21 protein-coding genes and 1 pseudogene are annotated in these 20,894 nt (G+C 63.5%); 5 read left to right on the forward strand and 17 right to left on the reverse strand.

Annotated elements, in window-relative coordinates; translation table 11 throughout:
* Window positions 1-53: 53 nt before the first annotated feature.
* On the forward strand, window positions 54-428 hold the full coding sequence (locus tag ACUY3D_RS09220; protein WP_070521533.1) for a DUF5319 domain-containing protein: 375 nt from the start codon (window positions 54-56) through the stop codon (window positions 426-428).
* Window positions 429-513: 85 nt separating this feature from the next.
* Here the strand turns inward: ACUY3D_RS09220 and ACUY3D_RS09225 are convergent, their stop codons facing one another.
* Window positions 514-1,353, reverse strand: coding sequence for a hypothetical protein (locus ACUY3D_RS09225; RefSeq protein ID WP_070521536.1), 840 nt, complete (start codon window positions 1,351-1,353; stop codon window positions 514-516).
* Window positions 1,354-1,471: 118 nt separating this feature from the next.
* Window positions 1,472-2,089 (reverse strand): sigma-70 family RNA polymerase sigma factor, encoded by a 618-nt coding sequence (locus ACUY3D_RS09230; RefSeq protein WP_070530749.1) that lies wholly within the window; start codon window positions 2,087-2,089, stop codon window positions 1,472-1,474.
* 348 nt (window positions 2,090-2,437) lie between these two features.
* On the opposite strand from ACUY3D_RS09230, the gene ACUY3D_RS09235 reads away from it, so the two are divergent.
* A complete protein-coding gene (locus ACUY3D_RS09235; RefSeq protein WP_070521542.1) occupies window positions 2,438-2,737 on the forward strand; it encodes a WhiB family transcriptional regulator in 300 nt (99 codons plus the stop codon).
* 222 nt (window positions 2,738-2,959) lie between these two features.
* Here the strand turns inward: ACUY3D_RS09235 and ACUY3D_RS09240 are convergent, their stop codons facing one another.
* The 5 genes from ACUY3D_RS09240 to ACUY3D_RS09260 all read right to left on the reverse strand — a co-directional run bounded on the left by ACUY3D_RS09240 (window position 2,960) and on the right by ACUY3D_RS09260 (window position 9,293).
* Entirely contained in the window at window positions 2,960-5,233 is a 2,274-nt protein-coding gene (locus ACUY3D_RS09240; protein WP_448240939.1) for an excinuclease ABC subunit UvrA, read from the reverse strand.
* 127 nt (window positions 5,234-5,360) lie between these two features.
* On the reverse strand, window positions 5,361-6,977 hold the full coding sequence (gene groL, locus ACUY3D_RS09245; RefSeq protein WP_448240940.1) for a chaperonin GroEL: 1,617 nt from the start codon (window positions 6,975-6,977) through the stop codon (window positions 5,361-5,363).
* 12 nt (window positions 6,978-6,989) lie between these two features.
* Entirely contained in the window at window positions 6,990-7,289 is a 300-nt protein-coding gene (groES, locus tag ACUY3D_RS09250) for a co-chaperone GroES (protein WP_167595557.1), read from the reverse strand.
* Window positions 7,290-7,429: 140 nt separating this feature from the next.
* The gene (locus ACUY3D_RS09255) at window positions 7,430-8,704 is read right to left on the reverse strand and encodes an FtsX-like permease family protein (protein ID WP_448240942.1); all 1,275 of its coding nucleotides are present in this window, start codon (window positions 8,702-8,704) and stop codon (window positions 7,430-7,432) included.
* Entirely contained in the window at window positions 8,688-9,293 is a 606-nt protein-coding gene (locus tag ACUY3D_RS09260; RefSeq protein ID WP_448240944.1) for an ABC transporter ATP-binding protein, read from the reverse strand. Before ACUY3D_RS09260 ends, ACUY3D_RS09255 begins: the two co-directional genes overlap by 17 nt.
* A 112-nt stretch (window positions 9,294-9,405) precedes the next feature.
* Here ACUY3D_RS09260 and ACUY3D_RS09265 point away from each other — a divergent pair, with 112 nt between their 5' ends.
* Window positions 9,406-10,536: a sensor histidine kinase gene (locus ACUY3D_RS09265; RefSeq protein WP_448240945.1), complete on the forward strand. Its 1,131-nt coding sequence runs from the start codon at window positions 9,406-9,408 to the stop codon at window positions 10,534-10,536.
* The gene (locus ACUY3D_RS09270; RefSeq protein ID WP_448240946.1) at window positions 10,533-11,168 is read left to right on the forward strand and encodes a response regulator; all 636 of its coding nucleotides are present in this window, start codon (window positions 10,533-10,535) and stop codon (window positions 11,166-11,168) included. Before ACUY3D_RS09265 ends, ACUY3D_RS09270 begins: the two co-directional genes overlap by 4 nt.
* A gap of 34 nt (window positions 11,169-11,202) precedes the next feature.
* On the opposite strand, the gene ACUY3D_RS09275 is transcribed toward ACUY3D_RS09270, so the two are convergent.
* The 9 genes from ACUY3D_RS09275 to glmS form a co-directional block, all read right to left on the reverse strand.
* On the reverse strand, window positions 11,203-11,631 hold the full coding sequence (locus ACUY3D_RS09275) for a hypothetical protein (RefSeq protein WP_101735840.1): 429 nt from the start codon (window positions 11,629-11,631) through the stop codon (window positions 11,203-11,205).
* Between the two features lie 78 nt (window positions 11,632-11,709).
* Window positions 11,710-12,762, reverse strand: coding sequence for a tRNA (adenosine(37)-N6)-threonylcarbamoyltransferase complex transferase subunit TsaD (gene tsaD, locus ACUY3D_RS09280; protein WP_070563766.1), 1,053 nt, complete (start codon window positions 12,760-12,762; stop codon window positions 11,710-11,712).
* Window positions 12,756-13,250: a ribosomal protein S18-alanine N-acetyltransferase gene (rimI, locus tag ACUY3D_RS09285; protein ID WP_070530754.1), complete on the reverse strand. Its 495-nt coding sequence runs from the start codon at window positions 13,248-13,250 to the stop codon at window positions 12,756-12,758. Before rimI ends, tsaD begins: the two co-directional genes overlap by 7 nt.
* Entirely contained in the window at window positions 13,247-13,939 is a 693-nt protein-coding gene (tsaB, locus tag ACUY3D_RS09290; RefSeq protein WP_144675655.1) for a tRNA (adenosine(37)-N6)-threonylcarbamoyltransferase complex dimerization subunit type 1 TsaB, read from the reverse strand. The genes rimI and tsaB overlap by 4 nt, the downstream gene beginning before the upstream one ends.
* On the reverse strand, window positions 13,939-14,508 hold the full coding sequence (locus ACUY3D_RS09295) for a hypothetical protein (RefSeq protein ID WP_144675656.1): 570 nt from the start codon (window positions 14,506-14,508) through the stop codon (window positions 13,939-13,941). Before ACUY3D_RS09295 ends, tsaB begins: the two co-directional genes overlap by 1 nt.
* A gap of 69 nt (window positions 14,509-14,577) precedes the next feature.
* Window positions 14,578-16,170 carry an aspartate-alanine antiporter-like transporter gene (locus tag ACUY3D_RS09300; RefSeq protein ID WP_144675658.1) on the reverse strand — a complete coding sequence of 531 codons (1,593 nt, stop codon included), beginning with the start codon at window positions 16,168-16,170 and terminating at the stop codon, window positions 14,578-14,580.
* Between the two features lies 1 nt (window position 16,171).
* Window positions 16,172-16,636, reverse strand: a complete 465-nt coding sequence (gene tsaE, locus ACUY3D_RS09305; protein WP_070530761.1) for a tRNA (adenosine(37)-N6)-threonylcarbamoyltransferase complex ATPase subunit type 1 TsaE — start codon at window positions 16,634-16,636, stop codon at window positions 16,172-16,174.
* Window positions 16,626-17,732: an alanine racemase gene (alr, locus tag ACUY3D_RS09310; RefSeq protein ID WP_269948428.1), complete on the reverse strand. Its 1,107-nt coding sequence runs from the start codon at window positions 17,730-17,732 to the stop codon at window positions 16,626-16,628. The genes tsaE and alr overlap by 11 nt, the downstream gene beginning before the upstream one ends.
* Window positions 17,733-17,757: 25 nt before the next feature.
* Entirely contained in the window at window positions 17,758-19,629 is a 1,872-nt protein-coding gene (gene glmS / locus ACUY3D_RS09315; RefSeq protein ID WP_070624278.1) for a glutamine--fructose-6-phosphate transaminase (isomerizing), read from the reverse strand.
* 106 nt (window positions 19,630-19,735) lie between these two features.
* Between glmS and ACUY3D_RS09320 the strand changes: the two genes are divergently transcribed.
* Window positions 19,736-20,557 (forward strand): dienelactone hydrolase family protein, encoded by an 822-nt coding sequence (locus ACUY3D_RS09320; protein WP_448240949.1) that lies wholly within the window; start codon window positions 19,736-19,738, stop codon window positions 20,555-20,557.
* A gap of 93 nt (window positions 20,558-20,650) precedes the next feature.
* Here ACUY3D_RS09320 and ACUY3D_RS09325 read toward each other — a convergent pair.
* Window positions 20,651-20,894: pseudogene (locus ACUY3D_RS09325) on the reverse strand (transposase); the annotation flags it as partial.

The raw sequence follows: 20,894 nt of genomic DNA on the forward strand, positions 1-20,894 counted from the left end.
TAGGTATCTATAGGGAATTGCCATGCGCGCACGGAGTCAATAGGCTCGCAGGCGTGAACTTTTTCGCCAACATGCCCCGCGATCCTTTCGCGGACGACCCCAACGACCCAGCCTCCTTCCTCGAGGAGGATGATCACGTCGAGCCGCTGTCCGAGGAGGACCGCCTCGCCGTCATCCATGATCTGGCCATGGTCCAAGAGTTTGCGCGCGTTCTCAGCCCGCGCGGCATCGATGGCATCTTCTTTTTCTGCGAGGACTGCGAGGAGAACCACTTCTACGAGTGGGACATCATGGCCTCCAACATGCAGGCCACGCTGGCAGGCCAGCTCGCCCCCGTGCACGAGCCGGGCGCGGAGCCGGACCCGATGCGCTACGTCCCTTGGGATTATGCGGTGGGTTATCTCGACGGCATGGACTCGCGCTACTAGCTGCGGTCAGCGCGGTAGAACTACCGCGCGTTAAACGGAAAGAACCTCTTCCCTCCTGTTGCGGGGGAAGAGGTTCTTTGTGGTTTTATTGCTGGAATTGCGCCGGCGGGAGCTGGCCATTATCCGTGGCGCCATCCGAAGCTCCGTCGGAGTTGTCGCCTTGCGGAGGCGTTGCCTGATCGCCGCCCTGCTGGCCTGGCTCCGGCTGGTTCTGCTCCGGCGGGCTCAGCGGGTTACCCGCCGACACCGTGCGGGTCACCACGACGGTGGAAACCGCAGTCTCTGTCTGCGTTACGGTTTCCGGCTCCGGCGGCTGCTGCTCCTCCACCGGGGCAGGCTTCTCCACGGTCTGCGTCTGCGTCACCGTGGCGCTGGGCTGCTGCTTCGTGGTACGAGGGGCCTCCGCCTCACGTTCCCGCTTAGCCTGGTCCACCATCTTCCGGGCTTCTTCAAGCAACTGGCGGGTGCCATCCATGTCGCCTTGGGCGGAACGCTTCTCCATCTCATCGAGCGTTCCGGCAAGCTCCACTACGGACACATCGTGCTCGTCCGCGCCGAAGAGCGACTGGTTCACTCCGTAAAGCGGAGATCCCGGGCCGGCGTTGACGACCACAGCGCCGGTACCTGCGATGAGCAGCGTAGCTGCGGCCGCCCCGATGAGTCCGTGCATGAAAGGCTTGCTTCGACGGCGACGTGCCGCGCCGAGGGAAATGATCTCCGGCTCTTCCTCTGCGCCCTCAATGAGAGGGGCCGGCGGCATCTGCTTTTCGACGTCCCCGCGCAGCTCCAGCAGAAGCCCCGCTAGTTCATCACCGCCATCGGAGGGATCTGTTCCTTCGGAGAGAGTGGTGAGGAATGCATCATCATCAACCAAGGGCTGCAGCTGCTCAGCGACACCCTGCTGAGGCTCGTCCTTCTTTGCCATGATGACCTCCCTTCCTTACTAGAGAATTATTAGTTTGTCGGTGCCAAGTGCCGATGGCTCACTGCTAGCTCTGGGCTAGCCCAATTACTGGTTCACTCTGCTGGTTCACATTGTTGGTTCACTGCGTCTCGTGCGAATCGAGGGATTTGCGCAATTGCGCGAGTGCACGATGCTGCGCCACGCGGACTGCGCCAGGGGTGGACTCCACAATTTCCGCGGTCTCCTCTGCCGACAGCCCCACGAACACACGCAAGATGATAATGTCCCGGGCCTTGTCACTTAACGTATCGAGCATGGCCCGCACTCTGTTACTACCGTCCACGGCAAGGGCGGATTCTTCGGGGGTAGCGTCCTGAGCAGCATCCTCCGGAAGGTCTTCCGTGGGGTGAGTGTGGTCGCGGCTCAGGGCGCGGTGGGCATCGGTCACCTTGTGAGCAGCAATGCCATAGACGTAGGCCATAAACGGGCGGCCCTTATCTTTGTACGTGCCAATAGACGTCGCCACCGCCAAACAGATCTCCTGCGCCACGTCCTCCGCCGTGGGCTGGCGGTGGCCGCCGATGCGCGCGCGGCAATAGCGCAGGACCTGCGGGTGAATGATCCGCATGATGCGCTGGAGGGCGCGGCGGCTACCGTCGACGGCCAGCGGAACGAGGTCCGCTAATTCCTTATCGCTGTCGCGCTTCGCCACCGTTGAGGAGCCGCTCGCGTCTGTAGCCTGAGTAGCCACTGCCATCCTTGCCGTTCTGCTTTTGCTCTTCTGCTTAATGCATTACTTCATATTCTGTATGAACATCATGGCATAACCTTTTGACGAAACCCCAAAACGACGGGTCTCATCCCCAGCTTTGACCCCACTAGAAAAAGTTCATACACCGTTCATCTTAGCCTTAAGCGCAGGTCACAGGGGCTCCAGTTGAGGAGTTTCAGCCAGTTATACCTGCATGTCAGCATTGCGTAACGCGCTGTTTACCCAAGGGGGACACACTTCAATCTCGTCTCACTTCGCCTCGGCGTTCACGGGGGCGTGCCCGCAACGCGCCCCGCGCCTGGGCACTCTATCTTTGGCAAAGGAGAATCGAACGTGTCTCAGTCCTTCCTGCTCCCCGGGCCGAATACGGACTTTTGGGATTGGCAGCTTCATGGCGCATGCCGTGGAGAAAACTCTGACGTGTTCTATCACCCGGACGGCGAGCGCGGACGCGCCCGCGCCCAGCGCGAGAACCGCGCCAAGGCTATTTGCAGCACCTGCCCGGTCATCGAGATGTGCCGCGAACACGCTCTCGCCTCCGGCGAGCCCTACGGCGTGTGGGGCGGCATGAGCGAGTCGGAGCGCGTCGTCGCCCTGCGTTCTCGTCGCACCCACGCGGCCGTCGGCGCCTAGTCCGCTTCTGCCAGCTCCCAGCCTTGGGGTCGGACGGCAAACCACCACCTCTATTGGCTGGACGCGACAAGGCTGCTCTCCCCACTGGATGAGCCCGCCGTGGGCCGTCGCGCAGCGGGCCTTTTGCGAAGTTTCTTTAAGTAGCATCACGCCCCTCCCCCACCTGCACTGATATCCAACAGCCAGCACGGGCAAGGGGCAGCGGGTGAAAGACGTCAGTTTTTACAGCGCCTGCGCCAGGTAGCGGGCGGTCACCGTGTCCTTGTCGAGGAACTCGCGCGGCGAGCAGGCCGCCACAACCTCGCCGCCGGCTGAGCCCGCGCCGGGACCGAGATCAATGATGTGATCGGCGTGCGCCAGGACGGCGCGGTGGTGTTCGACGCAGATGAGGGTGAGGTGGTCGTCGACAAGCGTGTCAAAGAGGCGCAGCAAGGTGTCGATATCTTTCTGATGCAGGCCCACCGTCGGCTCATCGAGCACGATGATGTCCGCAGTCGCCTTGCGGTCGCACAACCGCACCGCCAGCTTCAGCCGCTGGCGCTCGCCGCCAGAGAGCGTCGAGAGCGGCTGCCCCAGCGTCAGGTAGCCCAGCCCCACGGCAACGAGCTGCTCGTACACGCGCTTCGCAGCAGTAACTTTGGCCTCGCGGCAAAACTCCACGGCCTCAACCGCGGGAAGCGCGAGTACCTCCGCGATGTTCTTGCCCGCCAGCTCGTAACCCAAAACGTCGGCAGCAAAGCGGCGGCCCTCGCACACCTCGCAGGGCACATCCGCGCTGTCCATCGCACCAAACTCCACGGTCACCACGCCAGCGCCGGAACAGGCCGGGCACGCGCCCTCCGAGTTGAAAGAGAACATTCCCGGCGTGGCCCCATCGTTGGCCTTGGCGAAGGCCTTGCGCAGCGCGTCCATCGCACCGGTGTAGGTGGCCGGGTTTGAGCGCCGCGAGCCAGACAACGAAGACTGGTCGACAACGAGGATGCGGTCGTCGTCCGGCAGGCATTCCATCAGCGATGACTTTCCGGATCCCGCAACGCCCGAAATGACCGTGAGCACGCCCAGTGGAATATCCACGTCGACGTCCTTGAGATTGTTATGGCGCGCCCCGCGGATCTCCAGCGCGCCGGTGGGCTCGCGCACCTCATCCTTCAACGCCACCTTCCCGCTGACGGACGGTGCGGCACCGACGGAAAGGATTTCGCCGCCCGCCACTCCGGCGCCGGGGCCAAGCTCGACGACGCAATCCGCAATCGCCATCGTCGCCGGGTTGTGCTCCACCACGAGCACCGTGTTGCCCTTATCGCGCAGCTGCAGGAGAAGCTCATTCATCTGCGTGACGTCATGCGGATGCAGCCCGGCGGTGGGCTCATCAAAGACATAGGTGACGTCCGTGAGCGCCGACCCGATGTGCCGCACCATGCGCGTGCGCTGCGCCTCGCCACCGCTCAGCGTTCCCGTCGGGCGCGCCAGAGTCAGGTAGCCCAGCCCCAAATCCAGGGCGGCCTCCAACCCACGCAGCGGGGCCACGGCAAGCGGTGAGTTGATGGTGCGGAGCCATGCGGAGGCGTCGGCAAGCTCCATGGCGCAGACATCCGCGATGGAGACGCCGTTGAGGTAGGACTCGCGCGCGTGCTGCGCCAAGCGCGTGCTGTGGCACTCCGGGCAGTCCACGAAGACCACAGCGCGTTCGACAAAGGCACGCATGTGCTTTTGCAGGGACTCCACGAGCTTGCTCAACACGTTCGTCTTCAAACGCGTTACCAGCCCCATGTAGCTCATGTTGATGCCGCCGACCTTGACCTTAGTCTCGGTCTCATAGAGGTCCCGCTTCTGTTCCTCGGTGAACTCCTTGACCGGCACGTCGGCTGGGTACAGCCCGGACTCGGCGTAGGCGCGCCACATCCACGAGCCCACCCTCATGCCGGGGTACATGATGGCGCCATCGTTCAGTGTCAGAGTCTCATCAACGAGCTGGCGCTTGTCGACGTCCCCCACTTCCCCTCTTCCCTCACACCTCGGGCACATGCCGCCGGTGCGCTCGAAGCGACGCACCTCTTTGACGCCATTGACCTCGATGGCGCCCTGCCCGGAGGCGGAGGGCACGTTGAAGGAATAGGCCGCGGGGCCGCCGGCGCGGGGCTCGGCTAGGCGGGAGAAGAGCACGCGGAGGTGCCCGGTGATGTCGGTGGCGGTACCGAACGTCGAGCGCGCAGAGGCCGCCATCGGTTCCTGGCCCACGACGATGGCAGCGGTCAGCCCTTCCAAGCGGTCCACGTCGGGGCGAGGTGGGGCTTGCATGAAGCCCTGCACGAAACCGGGGTAGGTTTCGTTGATGAGCCGCTGCGATTCGGCGGCGATAGTGTCGAAGACGAGGGAAGTCTTACCCGAGCCGGACACGCCGGTGAAGACGGTGAGCTTGCGCTTGGGGATGCGCACGCCCACGTCCTTGAGGTTGTTTTCGCGGGCGCCGGCGACGGTGATAAATTCTTGCTCCACGGCTCAGCAGTCTACTCACGGGGCGGGGGCTCCCGCCCCACGGCAAAGGCCCGCCGCCCCGCGATGGATGCGGGTTAGCGGGCCTTCCTTACGGCCACGCGGGAAACGGACGTTTCCCGCGCACGGTTTAGTGCGCGTGCGCGTGTGCAGCCTCTGCTGGCTCTTCCTCGGCGGGCTTCTCCACGACGGAGGCCTCGGTGGTGAGCACCATGCGGGCCACGGAAGCGGCGTTGACCACGGCGGAGTGGGTGACCTTCACCGGGTCGATGATGCCCTGCTCGAGCAGGTTGCCGTACTCCAGGGTGGCGGCGTTGAAGCCCTCGCCGTTGGCCTTCTCGGCAACGTGGGCGACCACAACGGATCCGTCCAGGCCTGCGTTCTCAGCGATCCAGTAAGCCGGGCGGGTCAGCGCGCGGGCCACGGCCAGCACACCGATCTTGGCCTCGCCCTCGAAGCCCTCGGCAAAGGCCTTGAGCTCCTGGGAGATCTGGACCAGCGCGGAGCCGCCGCCAGCGATAACGCCTTCCTCAACGGCCGCGCGAGCGGCGTTGATGGCGTCCTCGACGCGCAGCTTACGCTCGTTGACCTCGGTCTCGGTAGCGGCGCCAACGCGGATGACGGCAACGCCACCAGACAGCTTGGCCAGACGCTCTTCCAGCTTTTCCTTATCCCAGGTGGAATCGGTGCGCTCAATCTCGCGGCGCAGCTGCTCGCGGCGCTCCTCGACGGCCTCAGCAGTACCGGCGCCATCCACAATCACGGTGTCCTCCTTAGACACGGTGACGCGGCGGGCGGAACCGAGAACCTCCAGGCCGACCTCCTTGAGGTTGATGCCAACCTCCGGGTCGACGACGGTAGCACCGGTGACAACAGCCAGGTCATCCATAAAGCCCTTGCGGCGCTCGCCGAAGTACGGGGACTTCACGGCGGCGACCTTGAGGACCTTGCGGATGGAGTTCACCACGAGCGCCTGCAGCGGCTCACCCTCGATGTCCTCAGCAATGATGAGGGTCGGGCGCGAGGACTCCGCGATCTTCTCCAGCAGCGGCAGGAAGTCCGGCAGGGAGGAGATCTTGTTGCGGACGAGGAGAATGGCGGCGTCGTCCAGCACGGCGTTGTAGGTCTCCTCCTCCGTCGCAAAGTACGGGGAAAGGTAGCCCTTGTCGAAGGAAATGCCCTCGGTGACGTCCACGGTGGACTCGATGGTCTGGGACTCCTCGACGGTCACGACGCCGTCCTTGCCCACCTTGTCCATGGCGCCAGCGACCATCTCGCCGACCTCCGCATCGCGGGAGGAAACGGTAGCAACTTGGGAGACCTCCGCGGAAGAGTTTACCGGGGTGGCGCGCTTCTTAAGCTCCTCGACGACCTTCTCAGCCGCCGCTTCGATGCCCTTGTTCAACTCGATGGGGTTAGCGCCGGCAGCAACGTTGCGCAGGCCTTCGAAGACGAGTGCCTGGGCCAGCAAGGTAGCGGTAGTGGTGCCGTCACCGGCGATGTCGTTGGTCTTGACGGCCACGGACTTCACCAGCTGGGCGCCGAGGTTCTCAAAAGGATCGTCGAGGTCAATGTCGCGGGCGATGGTGACGCCGTCGTTGGTGACGGTCGGACCACCAAAAGCCTTAGACAACACGACGTTGCGGCCGCGCGGGCCGAGGGTGACCTTGACGGCGTCGGCAAGCGTGTCTACGCCGCGCTGGATGCCCTCGCGGGCTTCCTGGTCAAATGCAATCAGTTTTGGCATAGGGTTAATCGCCTACTTCTCGATGACAGCGAGCAGATCGCGAGCGGACAGCAGGAGGTACTCCTGGCCGTCGTACTTCAGCTCGGTGCCGCCGTACTTGGAGAAGATGACGGTGTCACCCTCGTTGACGCCAACCGGGACGACCTCGCCCTTGTCGTTGGTGCGGCCCGGGCCGACAGCGACGACGGTGGCTTCCTGCGGCTTCTCCTTCGCGGAGTCCGGGATAACCAGGCCGGATGCAGTGGTGGTCTCAGCTTCAACGATCTGGACGAGGACCTTGTCCTCCAGCGGCTTGATGTTTGCCATGATGATTTCCTCCAAAGTGTTCCTAGTGCGCGTCCACGTGGACGCGCGCGTGCCGGTTGTGGGTGTCCAGCACAGCCGTCGTCGCGGGTGAACAACTGTGGGTCAAAACAACCTGCCTAGCACTCTACCCGCGCGACTGCTAGCCCTCAACGTTGTGGGCCGCTAACCCGTTCGCCCTCCGCGAACGACGCCGCTCGTGCGTGTACAAAGCCGGCCAGCGCCAGCTTGACGACGCCCAGGGCGATAAACATTGCGCCGAATATTACGGCGAAGGACGGCCACCATAGCTCCTCCAGGATTGTCCGACCGAGTGCCTCTTGTGGGGTAAGGAGGCGGTGGAGTGGGAGGAGCGTCGCCAAGCACAGCGCACAGACAACGCCAGCCGCAGTCAAGGCGAGGCAAGCCGCCTCCCCTACTTGCACGCGCATCCAAGCCAAAGGGGCAGCACCTGCCAAGGTAAGGCCACGAATATCGGCTGCGATGCGGCCGTGCATCAGCAGTGAGGTAAGCACGGCGCCCACGATGCTAGGGGCAAAGACAGGCCCTAAAAGGGCGACGAAGACTTGCCAGGAGGACAAGGTGCCGCCGGCGCCTGCGTCGTTCCCAAAGCGCAGGCCCGAGCCGACGGCGACGATAAAGCCACCGACGAGCACCCACGGCACAATGTGCGGGGTGGAAAAGGACCGGCGCACGCGCACATTAGCCCCAGCGACGCCGGCCGCGCGGGTCCATTGATCCAGAACAGGCATAAGCCAGGGCAAGAAGAGCGCGACGAGGATGACCAAGCCCATCTCGGCCGAAAGGAGGTCGCCGGGATCATCGATGTGCAGGCATCCATAGACCGTGCCGCCGATGGCCGCGGATGCGAGCAGGAATTTCACCATGAGCCACGACGGGTGTGCGGTGGCGCGCCTGCGAAAGACTCGGCGCAGTGGAGGGAGCGCGCCAACTAGGGCCGCGGACATGCAGACGGCTACCGCAATGACAACAACCTGGCCGGTTATGGCAATATCTGGCATGGGGATGCCGTCACTGCGCAGGGCACGCACACACGGTGCGAGCAGTGGACGGGCCGGCAGCACACCGAGTAATCCGGCGGCAGCGCTGACCACCGCGACTTGGCCCAGAATGAAAAACAGGATCATCCATCCCGGCATGCCCACCATGCGCCAAGAACGATAGACCGGTTCACGCTCGGCGATAATAAGGCGCATCTGAGACAGCGTCACCAGCACCACCACGCACAGTGACATTGCCAGCACCGTGCCGCCCAGAGGCCCAGCGGGGTTTTCTTCGGCTCCGGAGGAAGCGACCAGCATGGCCAGCGCCAGGGTGCAGGAGCCAGAGGACACCACCAGGGTCAGCGCCACGGCCAGCCACGATAGCCAATTGGACTGTAAGTCCTTAAGCCACACCAGCATGGGCCACCTCCTCTAAGGAAATGATCCGGTCAGCCGCCTCAGCGGCGAGGTGCGAGTGAGTCACCATGACCACGCTGGCGCCATCGCGGGCGGCGGCGCGCAGGTGGGAAAGGACGGTGGAAGCGGTGGCGTCGTCAAGCGCGCCCGTAGGCTCGTCCGCGAAGATATAGGGCGCTTGGGCCAGCAGTGCCCGGGCGACGGCCACGCGTTGCTGCTGCCCACCAGACAGCTGCGCGGGCAGGCGACTCTCCAATCCAGCGAGACCGAGCGAGTCGAAGACCTCTGCCACCCGGCCGTGTGTAGGGCGCCGTCCGGAAAAGCGTGCGGTCAAGGTGGCATTGCGCTTGGCGTTGAGGGATTCCAGGAGGTTATAGTCTTGGAATACAAATGCACGCTGCTTGCGCCCCGGCGCGTTGACTCGGCCGGACGTGGGCTTATCTAGCCCGGATAGCAGGTTCAGGAGCGTGGTTTTGCCGCTTCCGGACGGCCCCATGATGGCCACGAATTCGCCTGGGGCGATGGACACACTGACGCGATTGAGTACGGTGCGGCGGCCGTAGCGCTTACTAAGGTTTTCTGCTTTTAACATGCCTCTGATTCCACTCGGCCACGCAAAGCAATGACATGGGGCGGGCTACCCGGAAAATGGTGGAGCTAGCTCCACTGCCCTTCCACCGGCATGGCGGATAGGGTCGAAGACTATGCGAACCCTCAAAGCCTGTGCGTGGGGCCTCCTCCTCGGCGTGCTGTGTATCCCAACCTTGGTGATTTCGGTGTTGATGCTGCCGTGGATCCCGTTGGTGGGTCGCGCCGCGGAGTTTGTCGGCCGGTTGGGCGCAAAGTGGATGGGCGTGGAAATTCCACCCCGGCGCGCAGATCGATGGTTTGATTGGCAGCAGTTCTATCACCTCGTGTTGCAGTTATTGATTTCAGCTGCGTGTTTTACCGCGTGGACGGCCCTGGGTTTCACAGCGGGTGTGCTAGTGATAGCGCCATTCGTCCCTAAGGCTGAGTTCTCCGTTGGCGAGTGGTCCACCTCCAACCGTCCGCTGATTTTCTTCACCTGCTGGCTGGCCGCGGCAGTGCTGGTGGCTCTATTGGTAGGCCTCAACCGCCTCTTGGTCTTGGCGTCGACCACGCTAACGCGGCTGGCATTGAGTCCTTCGGCTGAGGAATTGGCAGCCTCGCGTGCCACACTCATTGATGCCTTCTCCGGCGAGCGCCGCCGCATCGAACGCGAACTGCACGATGGCCCGCAGCAGTACCTCACCGCACTCAAGCTCAACTTGGCCGCGGCAAAACTACAAGCCCCGTCCCAAGCACAGCAGGCCTTGACTGACGCAGAACATAATGCCTCTTTGGCCCTGGCTTCATTGCGGGCGACAGTGCGTGGCATTGCGCCGCAGGTGCTTTTCGATGACGGACTTATCCCCGCCCTCGACGAGTTACTCGCCCATTCCGGGCTTGAGACCACACTTCGCGTAGAGGGCGCTGAGAGCTCGATTGACGAGACCACAGCGCTGCTGGCCTACCATGCAGTCGCCGAGGCGCTCACAAACGCCTCTAAGCACGGCGCAGCCACCGAAGCCGCGGTAATGGTCGCTTTTAGGGATATGCTGCGCCTAGAAATCGTAGATAATGGCACGGGACCCACGGACAAAGAGCCGGACGGTAAGAATGCAGCTGTGGATTCGGGCACGGGCCTCGCCGGGCTGCGCGAGCGTGCTGCTGCACTCGGCGGCACGGTGACCTTTGATGCTGCTAGCGCCAATGCTACGGGTGAAGGCGGCGGCCAGCTGCTGGTCAAACTACCGCTGAAGGAGGCGAAATGAAGCTATTACTCGCAGAAGATTCCGCGCTCCTGCGCGCAGGGCTGGAGCAACTACTCAGTGCGTTAGGCCATAGCGTCACGGCAGTCACAGATGCCGAAGCACTGCGCGCCATCGCAGGGCAGGAAGACTTCGACCTCATTATCAGCGATGTGCGCATGCCACCCACGATGACCGATGACGGGCTTCAAGCCGTGCATGATCTGCGGGCAGCCAACCCCGCCCAACCCGTAGTGGTGCTCAGCCAATACGTAGCGGCAAGCTATCTCGACCACCTCCTGGAGCACGGCGGATTCGGGTACCTACTCAAGGAGCGCGTTTCTGATGTTGAAGAATTCGTGCGCACGCTTAACGATGTCGCCCGCGGCGGCACCGTAGTGGACCCAGAGGTGGTCACGGCGCTGCTTTCCGCAAGGCACACTGGTTTAGCCCGGCTCACCGCTCGCGAGCGGGAGGTACTGGGGCTTATGGCCCAAGGATTGAGTAATAAAGACATTGAGGACACACTCGTCCTTACCTCCGGAGCAGTAAGCAAGCACGTCTCCAATGTATTTATAAAGCTCGGGTTTCGACCCGAGGACTCCAACCGACGGGTGAAGGCCGTATTGACATGGCTGCGGCACACCGAGCGCTAGAAAAGCGCTCAGGCCCTACAAACAAAGGCTGGAATTAGACCTGCCGGTGGGAGTTCAGCACAGCCGCGCGCCACAGCTGGTACTCCTCCGGGTTGTCCTCGCGGTAGTTCTTCACCGCGCGGATGCCGTGCTCCACGGCCTCGACGACCTCGTCGATGTTCTTATCGTCACCGTCTGCAGCAACGAAGATCACCGGACCGCAGATGGAACGGATTGGGTCCTGCAAGAAGGCGGAATTGCCGGTCGCAGCTGCATTGCGCGCCAGGGACGCCACCGGGTTCGGGTCGGCGCCTTCAGCCTTGGCGTTCGGGTTAAACAGCGCCGCGTAGGTCTGGCCATCATCCTGAAAGGCCACAGAGACGCGATCCTCGGTGGTGCCGCCGAGGAATTGATTTGCGTGCTCGAGCTCAAACTCGATGGTGCGGCGGGATAGATCGGGGTTAACGAGGAATCCAGTGGTCATAGCGGTGTGAGCTCCTTATGTGCGAGCGAGGCAATTATCGGTCATCACACTACCTGCACCCTGGGGGTTGCGCATCCGCTAGCGCGCAGCAGCCACGAGCGGCACTTCCACTTCAAGCTGCGTATCGGTCCCGCAAGCCAGGCCGGAGGGTTCTGCGCCTTCGTGGATGAGCTGGGCGGCCACCGCCGCGATCATCACGCCATTATCGGTGCACAGCTTGAAGCGCGGCACACGCAGCTCGATGCCCGCGGATTCGCAGCGCTTCGCCGCCAGTGCGCGCAGCCGCGAATTCGCCGCCACGCCACCGCCGAGCAGCAGTACCTTGGCGCCAGTGTCCTGGCAGGCGCGCACGGCCTTGGCGGTCAGCACATCTGCCACCGCCTCCTGGAAGGAGGCACACAGGTCCTCAACCTGGACCGTCGCGCCCTCGCGCTCGGCCTTTTCCACGTGGCGCGCTACTGCCGTTTTGAGGCCGGAAAAGGAGAAGTTGTGGCGGTTGGGCCCGCGCAGGTCCTCGGCCTTGGACAAACCACGCGGCAAATCGATGGTGGGCTCGCCTTGGGCGGCCAGCTTATCGATGACCGGCCCTCCCGGATACCCCAAACCCAACAGGCGGGAGACTTTGTCGTAGGCTTCGCCGGCGGCGTCGTCAAGCGTGGTGCCCAGTTCCTTCATGGGCTTGCCCACGGCTTCGACCTCGAGCAGCTGGGTGTGGCCGCCGGAGACGAGCAGCGCTACCGAGTGCGGAAGCTCCTCGCCCTCCAGGTTGGCCACCGCGACGTGCCCGCCGAGGTGGTTGACGCCGTAGAAGGGCACGCCCCACGCGGAGGCGAAGGCCTTGGCTGCCGACGCCCCGACGAGGAGCGCGCCGGCCAGTCCCGGCCCCACGGTGGCGGCCACCGCATCTGGCTTCTCGACGCCCGCTTCCTCCAGCGCTGCCTTCATCACCTGCGGCATCGCTTCGAGGTGGGCGCGGGAGGCAATCTCCGGCACCACGCCGCCGAAGCGCGCGTGCTGCTCCATGGAGGAGGCGACGACGTCGGCGCGGATCTCCATGTGGCCGTTGTCAGACAGCTCGATGATTCCCACGCCGGTTTCGTCGCAGGAGGACTCGATGCCGAGGATTAACATCTCTCACTCTTTCGTGGTCGGTACATGGTGTGGGCGTCCGCGCCGGAGGGCTGGTAGTAGTTGCGGCGCAGGCCGTTGATGACAAAATCATAAGCCTCATAGAGGCGAATGGCCGGATCGTTGCCCACGCGAACCTCAAGGAAGATGGGCGCGTCGTGGGAATCTGCAAGCTCGACGATGGCATCCATCATCAGCCGCGCGATGCCCTGCCGTTGAGCCGCCGGGTCGACGCCGATGGTGCGGATTTCGTATTCCGGCCAGGCCGCGGGCCCCATCCGCCCCACGCCGGCGTAACCGAGAACCTCTCCGCGGTCGTCGTTGTGGTCATCGCGGTTGACGCCTGCGTCAACCGCCCAGTAGGTGGTGTGCCCCGCCGCGATTTCCTGCTCGAAGGCACGCGCCGGCCAGGGAGTTTCACCGGGGAAGAGTACCTTTTCTAGTTCGGCGCAGCGGGGTGCGTCCTCAAGCACGAGCGGACGCAGCCTCATGGTGCCGGCGTTTCCCCGATGCCGCCGACCAAGGCGGCCGAGCGCGGCTTCGCCTTCGGCTCCACGGCATCGGGACGCCGCAGGTACAGCGGGACGAGCGGCGCGGGCTCGGCAGAAAGATCAGCGCACGCAACCAGCCCCGCCGCGCGCGGGGTAGCCCACTCGCGGGGAAGGCCAGCGATATCTTCCGGAAGCCGCGGGGCAATAGACTCGGGGAAAACCAGGCGCGTGGTCTCCGGACTCGAGAGCCCAGCGGCGCCCAGTTCCAGGGCCTCCGGCTTCGACACGTTCGGGCCGCTGAGACGCTTACCGTCGGCGTAGGTGGCCCAGTAGACCTCTTTGCGGCGGGCGTCGATAGCCACCAGCCACTCCCCCGTGCGCCCGTGCGCGATGGCATCCAATGTGCACACGCCATGCACCGGCAGGTGAAGAGCCACCCCCAGAGCGGAAGCGGTAGCCATGCCAACGCGCAGACCGGTAAACGGTCCGGGCCCCGTGCCGACGACGATGGCGGAGAGGTCGGAGTAAGCCAGGGAGGCGTCGGCAAGCAGCTCCTCGATAGTCGGGATGAGCTGCTCGTTGTGAGCGCGCGTGCCGCTAATGACGCGGTCGATGCTCTCCCCGGTGTCGGTATCAACGATGCCCGTCACCAGGTCCGTGGTGGCGGTATCGAGTGCAAGAACCTTCATTAGCCTGCGAGGTGCCAGTCGGTATCGACGTAGTCGGGGTTGTTCTTACCCATCTGATCCACGTAGTCCTGGGTATCGCGAATAAACTGCAGCGGCTGGCCCTGCTGGAACGGCAGCAGCGGCGGGATGTCCTGCTTGGCTGCTTCCGGCGACTTCAGCTGCTGCAGCAGACCATCACACAGGTCCACCTGTGTGCGCGGGAGCTTCTCCGCCTTGAACTCACCGGTCTGCGAAGCCAGCAAGATGTAGTTCACGTCATCAGGCACGGCCCCGTCGGCGAAGTCAATGTTCAGGTTTGTCGTCTCCACACCGCCCTTCTTGAGCTGATCTTCGGTGGCACCCGGGCAAACGGCGGCGACCGCACCCCACTCCTGGCCGTACACATCCTGCGGGATAAACATGGCGAAGTCCAGGTTCTTCGGGTACGCGCTCAGAGACTGGGCAACGGTCGACGGCTCCTTCGGCTCCGCGTCTGCGGTCCGGACCATCGGCAGGACGATGAGGGCGGCAAGAAAGACGGCGAAGCCGCCGATAACGACTGTGGTGATGAATTGACCAAGCTTGTTCATAAAGGTGTTTTAGCTCCTCACGCGGGGTAGCGGGAATAAACAGTACGGGGACATCCTACGCGACAACGATCAAACAATAATCAAGGCCAAGACCTGACACATGAGAATTTTGCCGATCATCGTCGTGGGATACACAGTGGCATAGCCGCGTTCTGCCAGCTGAGTACCGGTTTGCGGGTTGAGGTAGGCCATGATCGCCGGGTTCGTGGTCATTCCGGCGGCGATGCCGATCGACTCATCAAACTTCAGCCGCAGCACCAGCATGGATACCGCGACGATGCCGATGGCAGAAACCAGAGACAGCACAATGCCCACGCCTATGTACTTCAGGGAGGTCGGATCCGACAAGGCATCGCGGAACTGGCCGCCTGCCGATGTCCCCACGCCCGCCAAGAACAAGGTCAAACCCAGCGTAGAAATCGTCTGCTTCGCGTGGAATGGAAGCTGCCAGTTAATTGGGCCCGAGCGGCCCAGCGCACCCAAGATGAGGCCGACGACGATGGGGCCGCCACCAAAACCGAAGGACAACGTGGTGCCGCCCGGCAGCGGAATCGGAATAGCACCGAAGAGCAGACCGATGAAGAGGCCTAGGGCAAAGGGCAACAAATCGACGTTGCCGAGTTTGGCTTCGGAGTCACCGAGGAAACGGCGGACGTCGTCAAGCCTGCCCGGCGCGGTGATGACGCGCACGCGGTCCGAGTAGTGCAGGACGGTTTCCTCGTTCGGCACGACGTCGGAGTCGCCGCGGCGCACGCGCGCGATGAGGAAGCCTTGCTTGACAGTGTCTAAGTCCTTGAGCTGATAACCCGCAACACGTGGGCTGGACACGGTCAGGCGCCGGTAGACCAGGCCATCCTCCTCATGAAGGTTGATGTGGATCTCCTCACCCAACTGGGAAATCGCGCTATCCAACGCGGGCGCTGTGCCGTTGAGCAGGAATTCCATGCCGGCACGCAGCGGGAGCTCCGGGTAGGCCAGGTCGTGCTCGTGCGGGTTGTTCACATGGCGGGTGGCGATGACGCGCTCACCGGTCACCTCTTGGAGGTCCCCCACCGTGGCGTCGAAGTCACGGGTCAGGCGCACTGCCCGCCACTCGAGCGGTTCTGCGATCATGCCCTCGGCGCGCGCGTCCTCAATGTGGTTCACGCGCAGCACCTTGGCGCCAATCGCGGCAACCAGAATGGTTCCGATGATGCAGCCCGGGTAAGCCAGGGAATAACCCACCACCGGGGTGCTATCGCCGCCCAGGGCCTCAACGACCGCGGCCATACCCGGCGTCGAGCTCACCGAACCCGCCAGCGTGCCCACGCTAATCGCCGGGTCCAGATCAAACATGCGCATCGCCAAGGTGGTCAGCCCCGCCAACACGAAGAAGAAGACGATGACCACCATGGACATCTTCCATCCACGCCGGCGGAAATCCTGGAAGAAGCTACGGCCGAAGTTCAGGCCGATGACATACACGAAGATGGCCAAACCAAATTGATACACGAACGCCGGGACCACGATGTCTGGGTTGGCCGCGGACAAGCCTAAGGCCACGAACATCGCAGCGGCGGCGCCGAGCGAGATGCCGAAGACATTGATCTTGCCGACGGCTAATCCCACCGCCATGATGAGAAAAAGCGTGAGCAGGGGCTGTTCAGCAAGGAAAGCCAGCACGTTAATTCACCCATTTCCATGTGAATACGCGGACGTCATCGTCCGAATCCCGGTTGATTGTAACGGCGAGGTACGAGTCAGATAGCCGCTCCATGAAGCCCCCGCCCCATTCGGCGACGACGACGGCGTCCTCTATTTCGGTGTCTAAGTCTAGACTGTCCAGCTCCCCCAACGGATCCTCTGAATGATCCAAGAGGCGGTAGGCATCCACGTGCACCAACGTCGGCCCGCCCACGCGCGAGGGGTGCTCGCGCGCGATGACGAAGGTCGGCGACGTCACCCGCCCCTTCACCTGCATTCCGCGGGCAATACCCTGCGTGAAGGTGGTTTTCCCGGCACCCAAGGGACCATCAAGAATAACTAGGTCCCCGGCCTCTAAAGCCGCGCCCAGCTCCTCGCCGAAGGCCTGAGCATCCTCCGGAGTGGCCGCCTCGCGGTGTCCTTCGTGTGGAAAATCACTGCGCATCGCTAGCTCCTTCGCGGTATGTGCGCTGGGTGCGCCCGGTGGGGCGGCACAGTACTTCGTAGTTGATGGTCCCGGCTGCCTCGGCCAGCTCGGACGCGCTCATGCCGCCACGGCCAAAGATAACGGCTGTCTCCCCGGCGCGCACACCGTGGGGATTAGCCCCAAGGTCGACGACAATCTGGTCCATACAGACCCTGCCCACCTGCGGGTAGAGCTCGCCGCCGATCCCTACCTGCAGCGCCCCTTGAAAGGCTCGCGGCAGGCCATCGGCATAGCCCACGCTGACGGTGGCGAGTTGACGGTCGCTGTCTGCTGTCCAGGTCAGGCCGTAGCAGGTGGACTCCCCCGCCGAAATCGGCTTCACCGCGACGACGGACGCTTCCCACGTCATGGCGGGCTTCAGCTCATGGTCGTGCCCGGCCACCGGTTCGAGCCCATACAGGACCAGCCCGACGCGCACCTGCTCGAAGCGCGCCGAGGGGCGGGTCAAGGCCGCGGGCGAGTTGGCCAGATGGTTCAGCGGGCACTCAAGCCCGAGCTCACGGGCAAGCGCTAGGGCCTGGCGGAACTCCGATTCCTGATGATCATTGTGCGGGTGCTCCGGCTCGTCCGCACAAGCAAAGTGGGACATGAGGCCGAGGACGGTGATGTGGGGGGCGTCGGCAAGCAGGCGGAAGGTCTCCTCCCACGCGTGCTTGTCGACGCCCGAGCGGTGCATCCCCGTCTCCACCATCACGAAGACCTCGGTGGGCGCATCAGTGGCGGCGATGAGCGCCTGGGCATGCGCCAAGGAAGGGATGCCGATCTGGATTCCGGCGGCTAGGGCCGGGGCGAGGTCCTCCGTCGGCTCCCACAGCCAGGCAGCGATGGGAAGGGTATCAATGACCTTCCGCAGCGCCACGGCCTCGGCCAGCGTGGCCACCCCGAAGGCGTCCGCCCCCGCCTTCGCCATGACCGGGGCACAGCGCTCGATGCCGTGGCCATAGGCATCCGCCTTGACCACGCACATGAGGCGGGCCGGGGCCACCGCCTCCTTCACGCGAGCGACATTGTGGGCAATAGCGTTGAGGTCAACGGTGGTTTTCAACATGCCCACCATTGTGCCACTTAAGGGTGCGGCGCTATTCGACGGTCACCGACTTCGCCAGGTTGCGCGGCTGGTCCACGTCGTAGCCCTTGGCGGTTGCCACACCGCAGGCGAAAATCTGCAGCGGGACGGTAGCCAGCAGAGGCTGCATGAGCGTCGGCGCCTGCGGGATGCGGATGATGTGGTTGGCGTAGGCCTCGACGGCCTCGTCGCCCTCTTCCGCGATAACGATGGTGATGGCACCACGGGCGCGGATCTCCTGGATGTTGGAGACGACCTTGGAATGCAGGGAATCCCGGCCGCGCGGGGAAGGCACGATGACGAAGACCGGCTGGCCCTCTTCGATGAGCGCGATGGGGCCGTGCTTGAGCTCGCCGGCGGCGAAGCCCTCAGCGTGCAGGTAGGCGATCTCCTTGAGCTTGAGCGCGCCCTCCAGCGCGACGGGGAAGCCGACGTGGCGGCCTAGGAAGAGCACCGACTTGGCGTTCTCCATGGCGTTAGACAGGTCGTAGACCTGCTGCTCGTTGTCGATGATTGCCTGAACCTTATCCGGCATATCACGCAGATCCTCGAGGACGGAGTTGACCTCATCGGAGAACATGTTGCCGCGCAGGCGAGCCAGGTAGAGGCCCAGCAGGTAGGTCGCGGTGATCTGCGCCAGGAAGGCCTTGGTGGAGGCCACGGCGATCTCCGGGCCGGCGTGGGTGTAGAGGGCAGCGTCGGACTCGCGCGGGATGGAGGAACCCTGGGTGTTGCAAATAGCGATCACCTTGGCGCCCTGCTGGCGGGCGTGGCGCACGGCCATGAGGGTATCCATGGTCTCGCCCGACTGGGACAGGGCCACAACCAAGGTCTTCTCGTTGACGATCGGATCGCGGTAGCGGAACTCGTGGGCCAGTTCCACCTCGCACGGGATGCGGCACCAGTGCTCGATGGCGTAGCGCGCGACGTGTCCTGCGTAGGCGGCGGTGCCGCAGGCGATGACGATGATCTTGTCGATGGACTTGAGCACCGACTCCTCGATGCGAATCTCATCGAGGACCAGGTTGCCGGTCTCATCGAGGCGGCCCAGCAGCGTATCGCGCACGGCTGCCGGCTGGTCGTGGATTTCCTTCTCCATGAAGGAGTTGAAGCCGCCCTTTTCGGCCGCGGCGGCATCCCACTTGATCTCGAAGGGCTTGCCCTGGGCGGGGTTGCCCTCATAGTCGGTGATCTCGACATCATCCGCGGTGATGGTGACGACCTGATCGTTGTCCATCTCCACGGCGGACTTGGTGTAGTCGATGAAGCCGGAGACGTCCGAACCCAGGAAGTTCTCCCCGTCACCCAGGCCGATAACCAGCGGCGAATCGCGGCGCGCGGCCACGATGCGGTCTGCCTGCTCGGCGTGGATAGCCAAGAGGGTAAACGCGCCTTCCAGGCGCTTGCCGGTCAGCTGCATGGCCTTGGTGAGGTCACCGCCGGCCTCGTTGTGGAACACATCCGCCAGGAGGGTGGCGGCGACTTCGGTGTCGGTCTCGGACACGAAGTTGTGGCCCTTGGCCTCCAGCTCGGTCTTGAGCTCGGCGAAGTTCTCGATGATGCCGTTGTGAACGACGGCGAGCTTGCCGCCATCCACCACGTGCGGGTGGGCGTTCAGATCGGTCGGGCCACCGTGAGTGGCCCAGCGGGTGTGCCCGATGCCCAGGACGGAATCCTGAAGCGGACGCGCGGCGATTTCGGCTTCCAGCGCGGCGACCTTTCCGGCCTTCTTGCGCCAGCCGATCTTGCCATCGGCGTACATTGCGACGCCTGCTGAGTCATAGCCGCGATACTCCAGTCGACGCAGGCCCTCCAGCACAACGTCTAAGGCAAAGTACTCACGGCCATCGGTGTTATGGCCAATGTATCCAACGATTCCACACATAGGTCGAAATTTTACAGCATGATTTAACATGCCGAATCGCAAGGATCCTACTTAATCTCCCGCACTGTTCACCGCTTTGCTTATTCTTTCCTCTATTCTGTAAAGCGTGTCTGCGAATTTGAAGAAGCATCTCGGTACGTTGTCTAAGCGCGGCCCGCACCGCGTCCTCGTCGGAGACCTGTCTTATGCAGGGCTTGAGGGCAAGGTGTACACCCCGGTTGAGGGCAAGGGCCTGCCCGCCGTGGCGTTTGCCCACGACTGGACGAAGAGCATCAAGGACTACCACGCCACCCTGCGCCACTTGGCCAGCTGGGGCATCGTGGTGGTTGCTCCGGATACGGAGACGGGCGTCTTTGCCAAACACCGCGACTTGGCTGCCGACCTCGAATCGGCCTTGCAAATTGCCGCCGGCGTCAGGCTGGGCGCTGGCAAGATTTCGGTCTCCGCTTCCAAGCTGGGTGTCTTTGGCCACGGCATGGGCGGTGGCGTGGCCACCCTGGCTGCCGTGGATAACCCGAAGGTCCGCGCCGTCGCGGCCCTCTACCCTGCCGATACTTCCCCGTCCGCGGTTCAGGCCGCACACACAGTGAAGGCACGCGGCCTCGTTATTGGCGCGGGCCAAGATGATATCTTCCGCGCGGGAAACCCCGCGAAGCTGGCCAACGCCTGGGGCGGTCCGGTGGCTTACCGCGAAATTGCTAAGGGCACGCAGTCCGGCTTCAGCGAGGACAAGCTCTTCAAGCTGGCGCTTGGCTCCGGCTTCTTCCAAGGTTCCGCAGTCGAAACTGCCCGCGGCCTTGTCACTGGCTTCTTCCTGTCCACCCTCGCTGGCGAATCCAAGTACGACGACTTTGCGGCTGCCGACGCTTCCGCCAAAGGCGTCGAGAGCTTCATCGGCGAAGACCTCACCAAACGCGCCGGTTTCTAGCACGACAGTGTTATGTCCATAGGGTTTTTGGACATGGAGTCCGGTGTCTTTTTGGACACGGAATCCATGGAGGTCTTGGACACTTCTAGCGGTTTATGGTTGTTGCCTGCGTTTGGGCCGGGGTTTGGATAGTTTCGGGTTCATCCGTGGTGGTTGGCGGTGTTTCATTCCTTCAACGAGGTTGATGTTGATCTGGCCACCTGGTGGCCTGTGGCTCAACGTGATCGGCAGTGGCACGCTGAAGAGGAATTCACCGTCATGGGCCGTGTAGAACTCCGCAACGTTATCGGCTGTGACTGTGGAGTAGAGTCTGCGGTTTTTAAACCTCAGACCAATG

The sequence above is a fragment of the Corynebacterium guaraldiae genome (genome assembly GCF_053480195.1).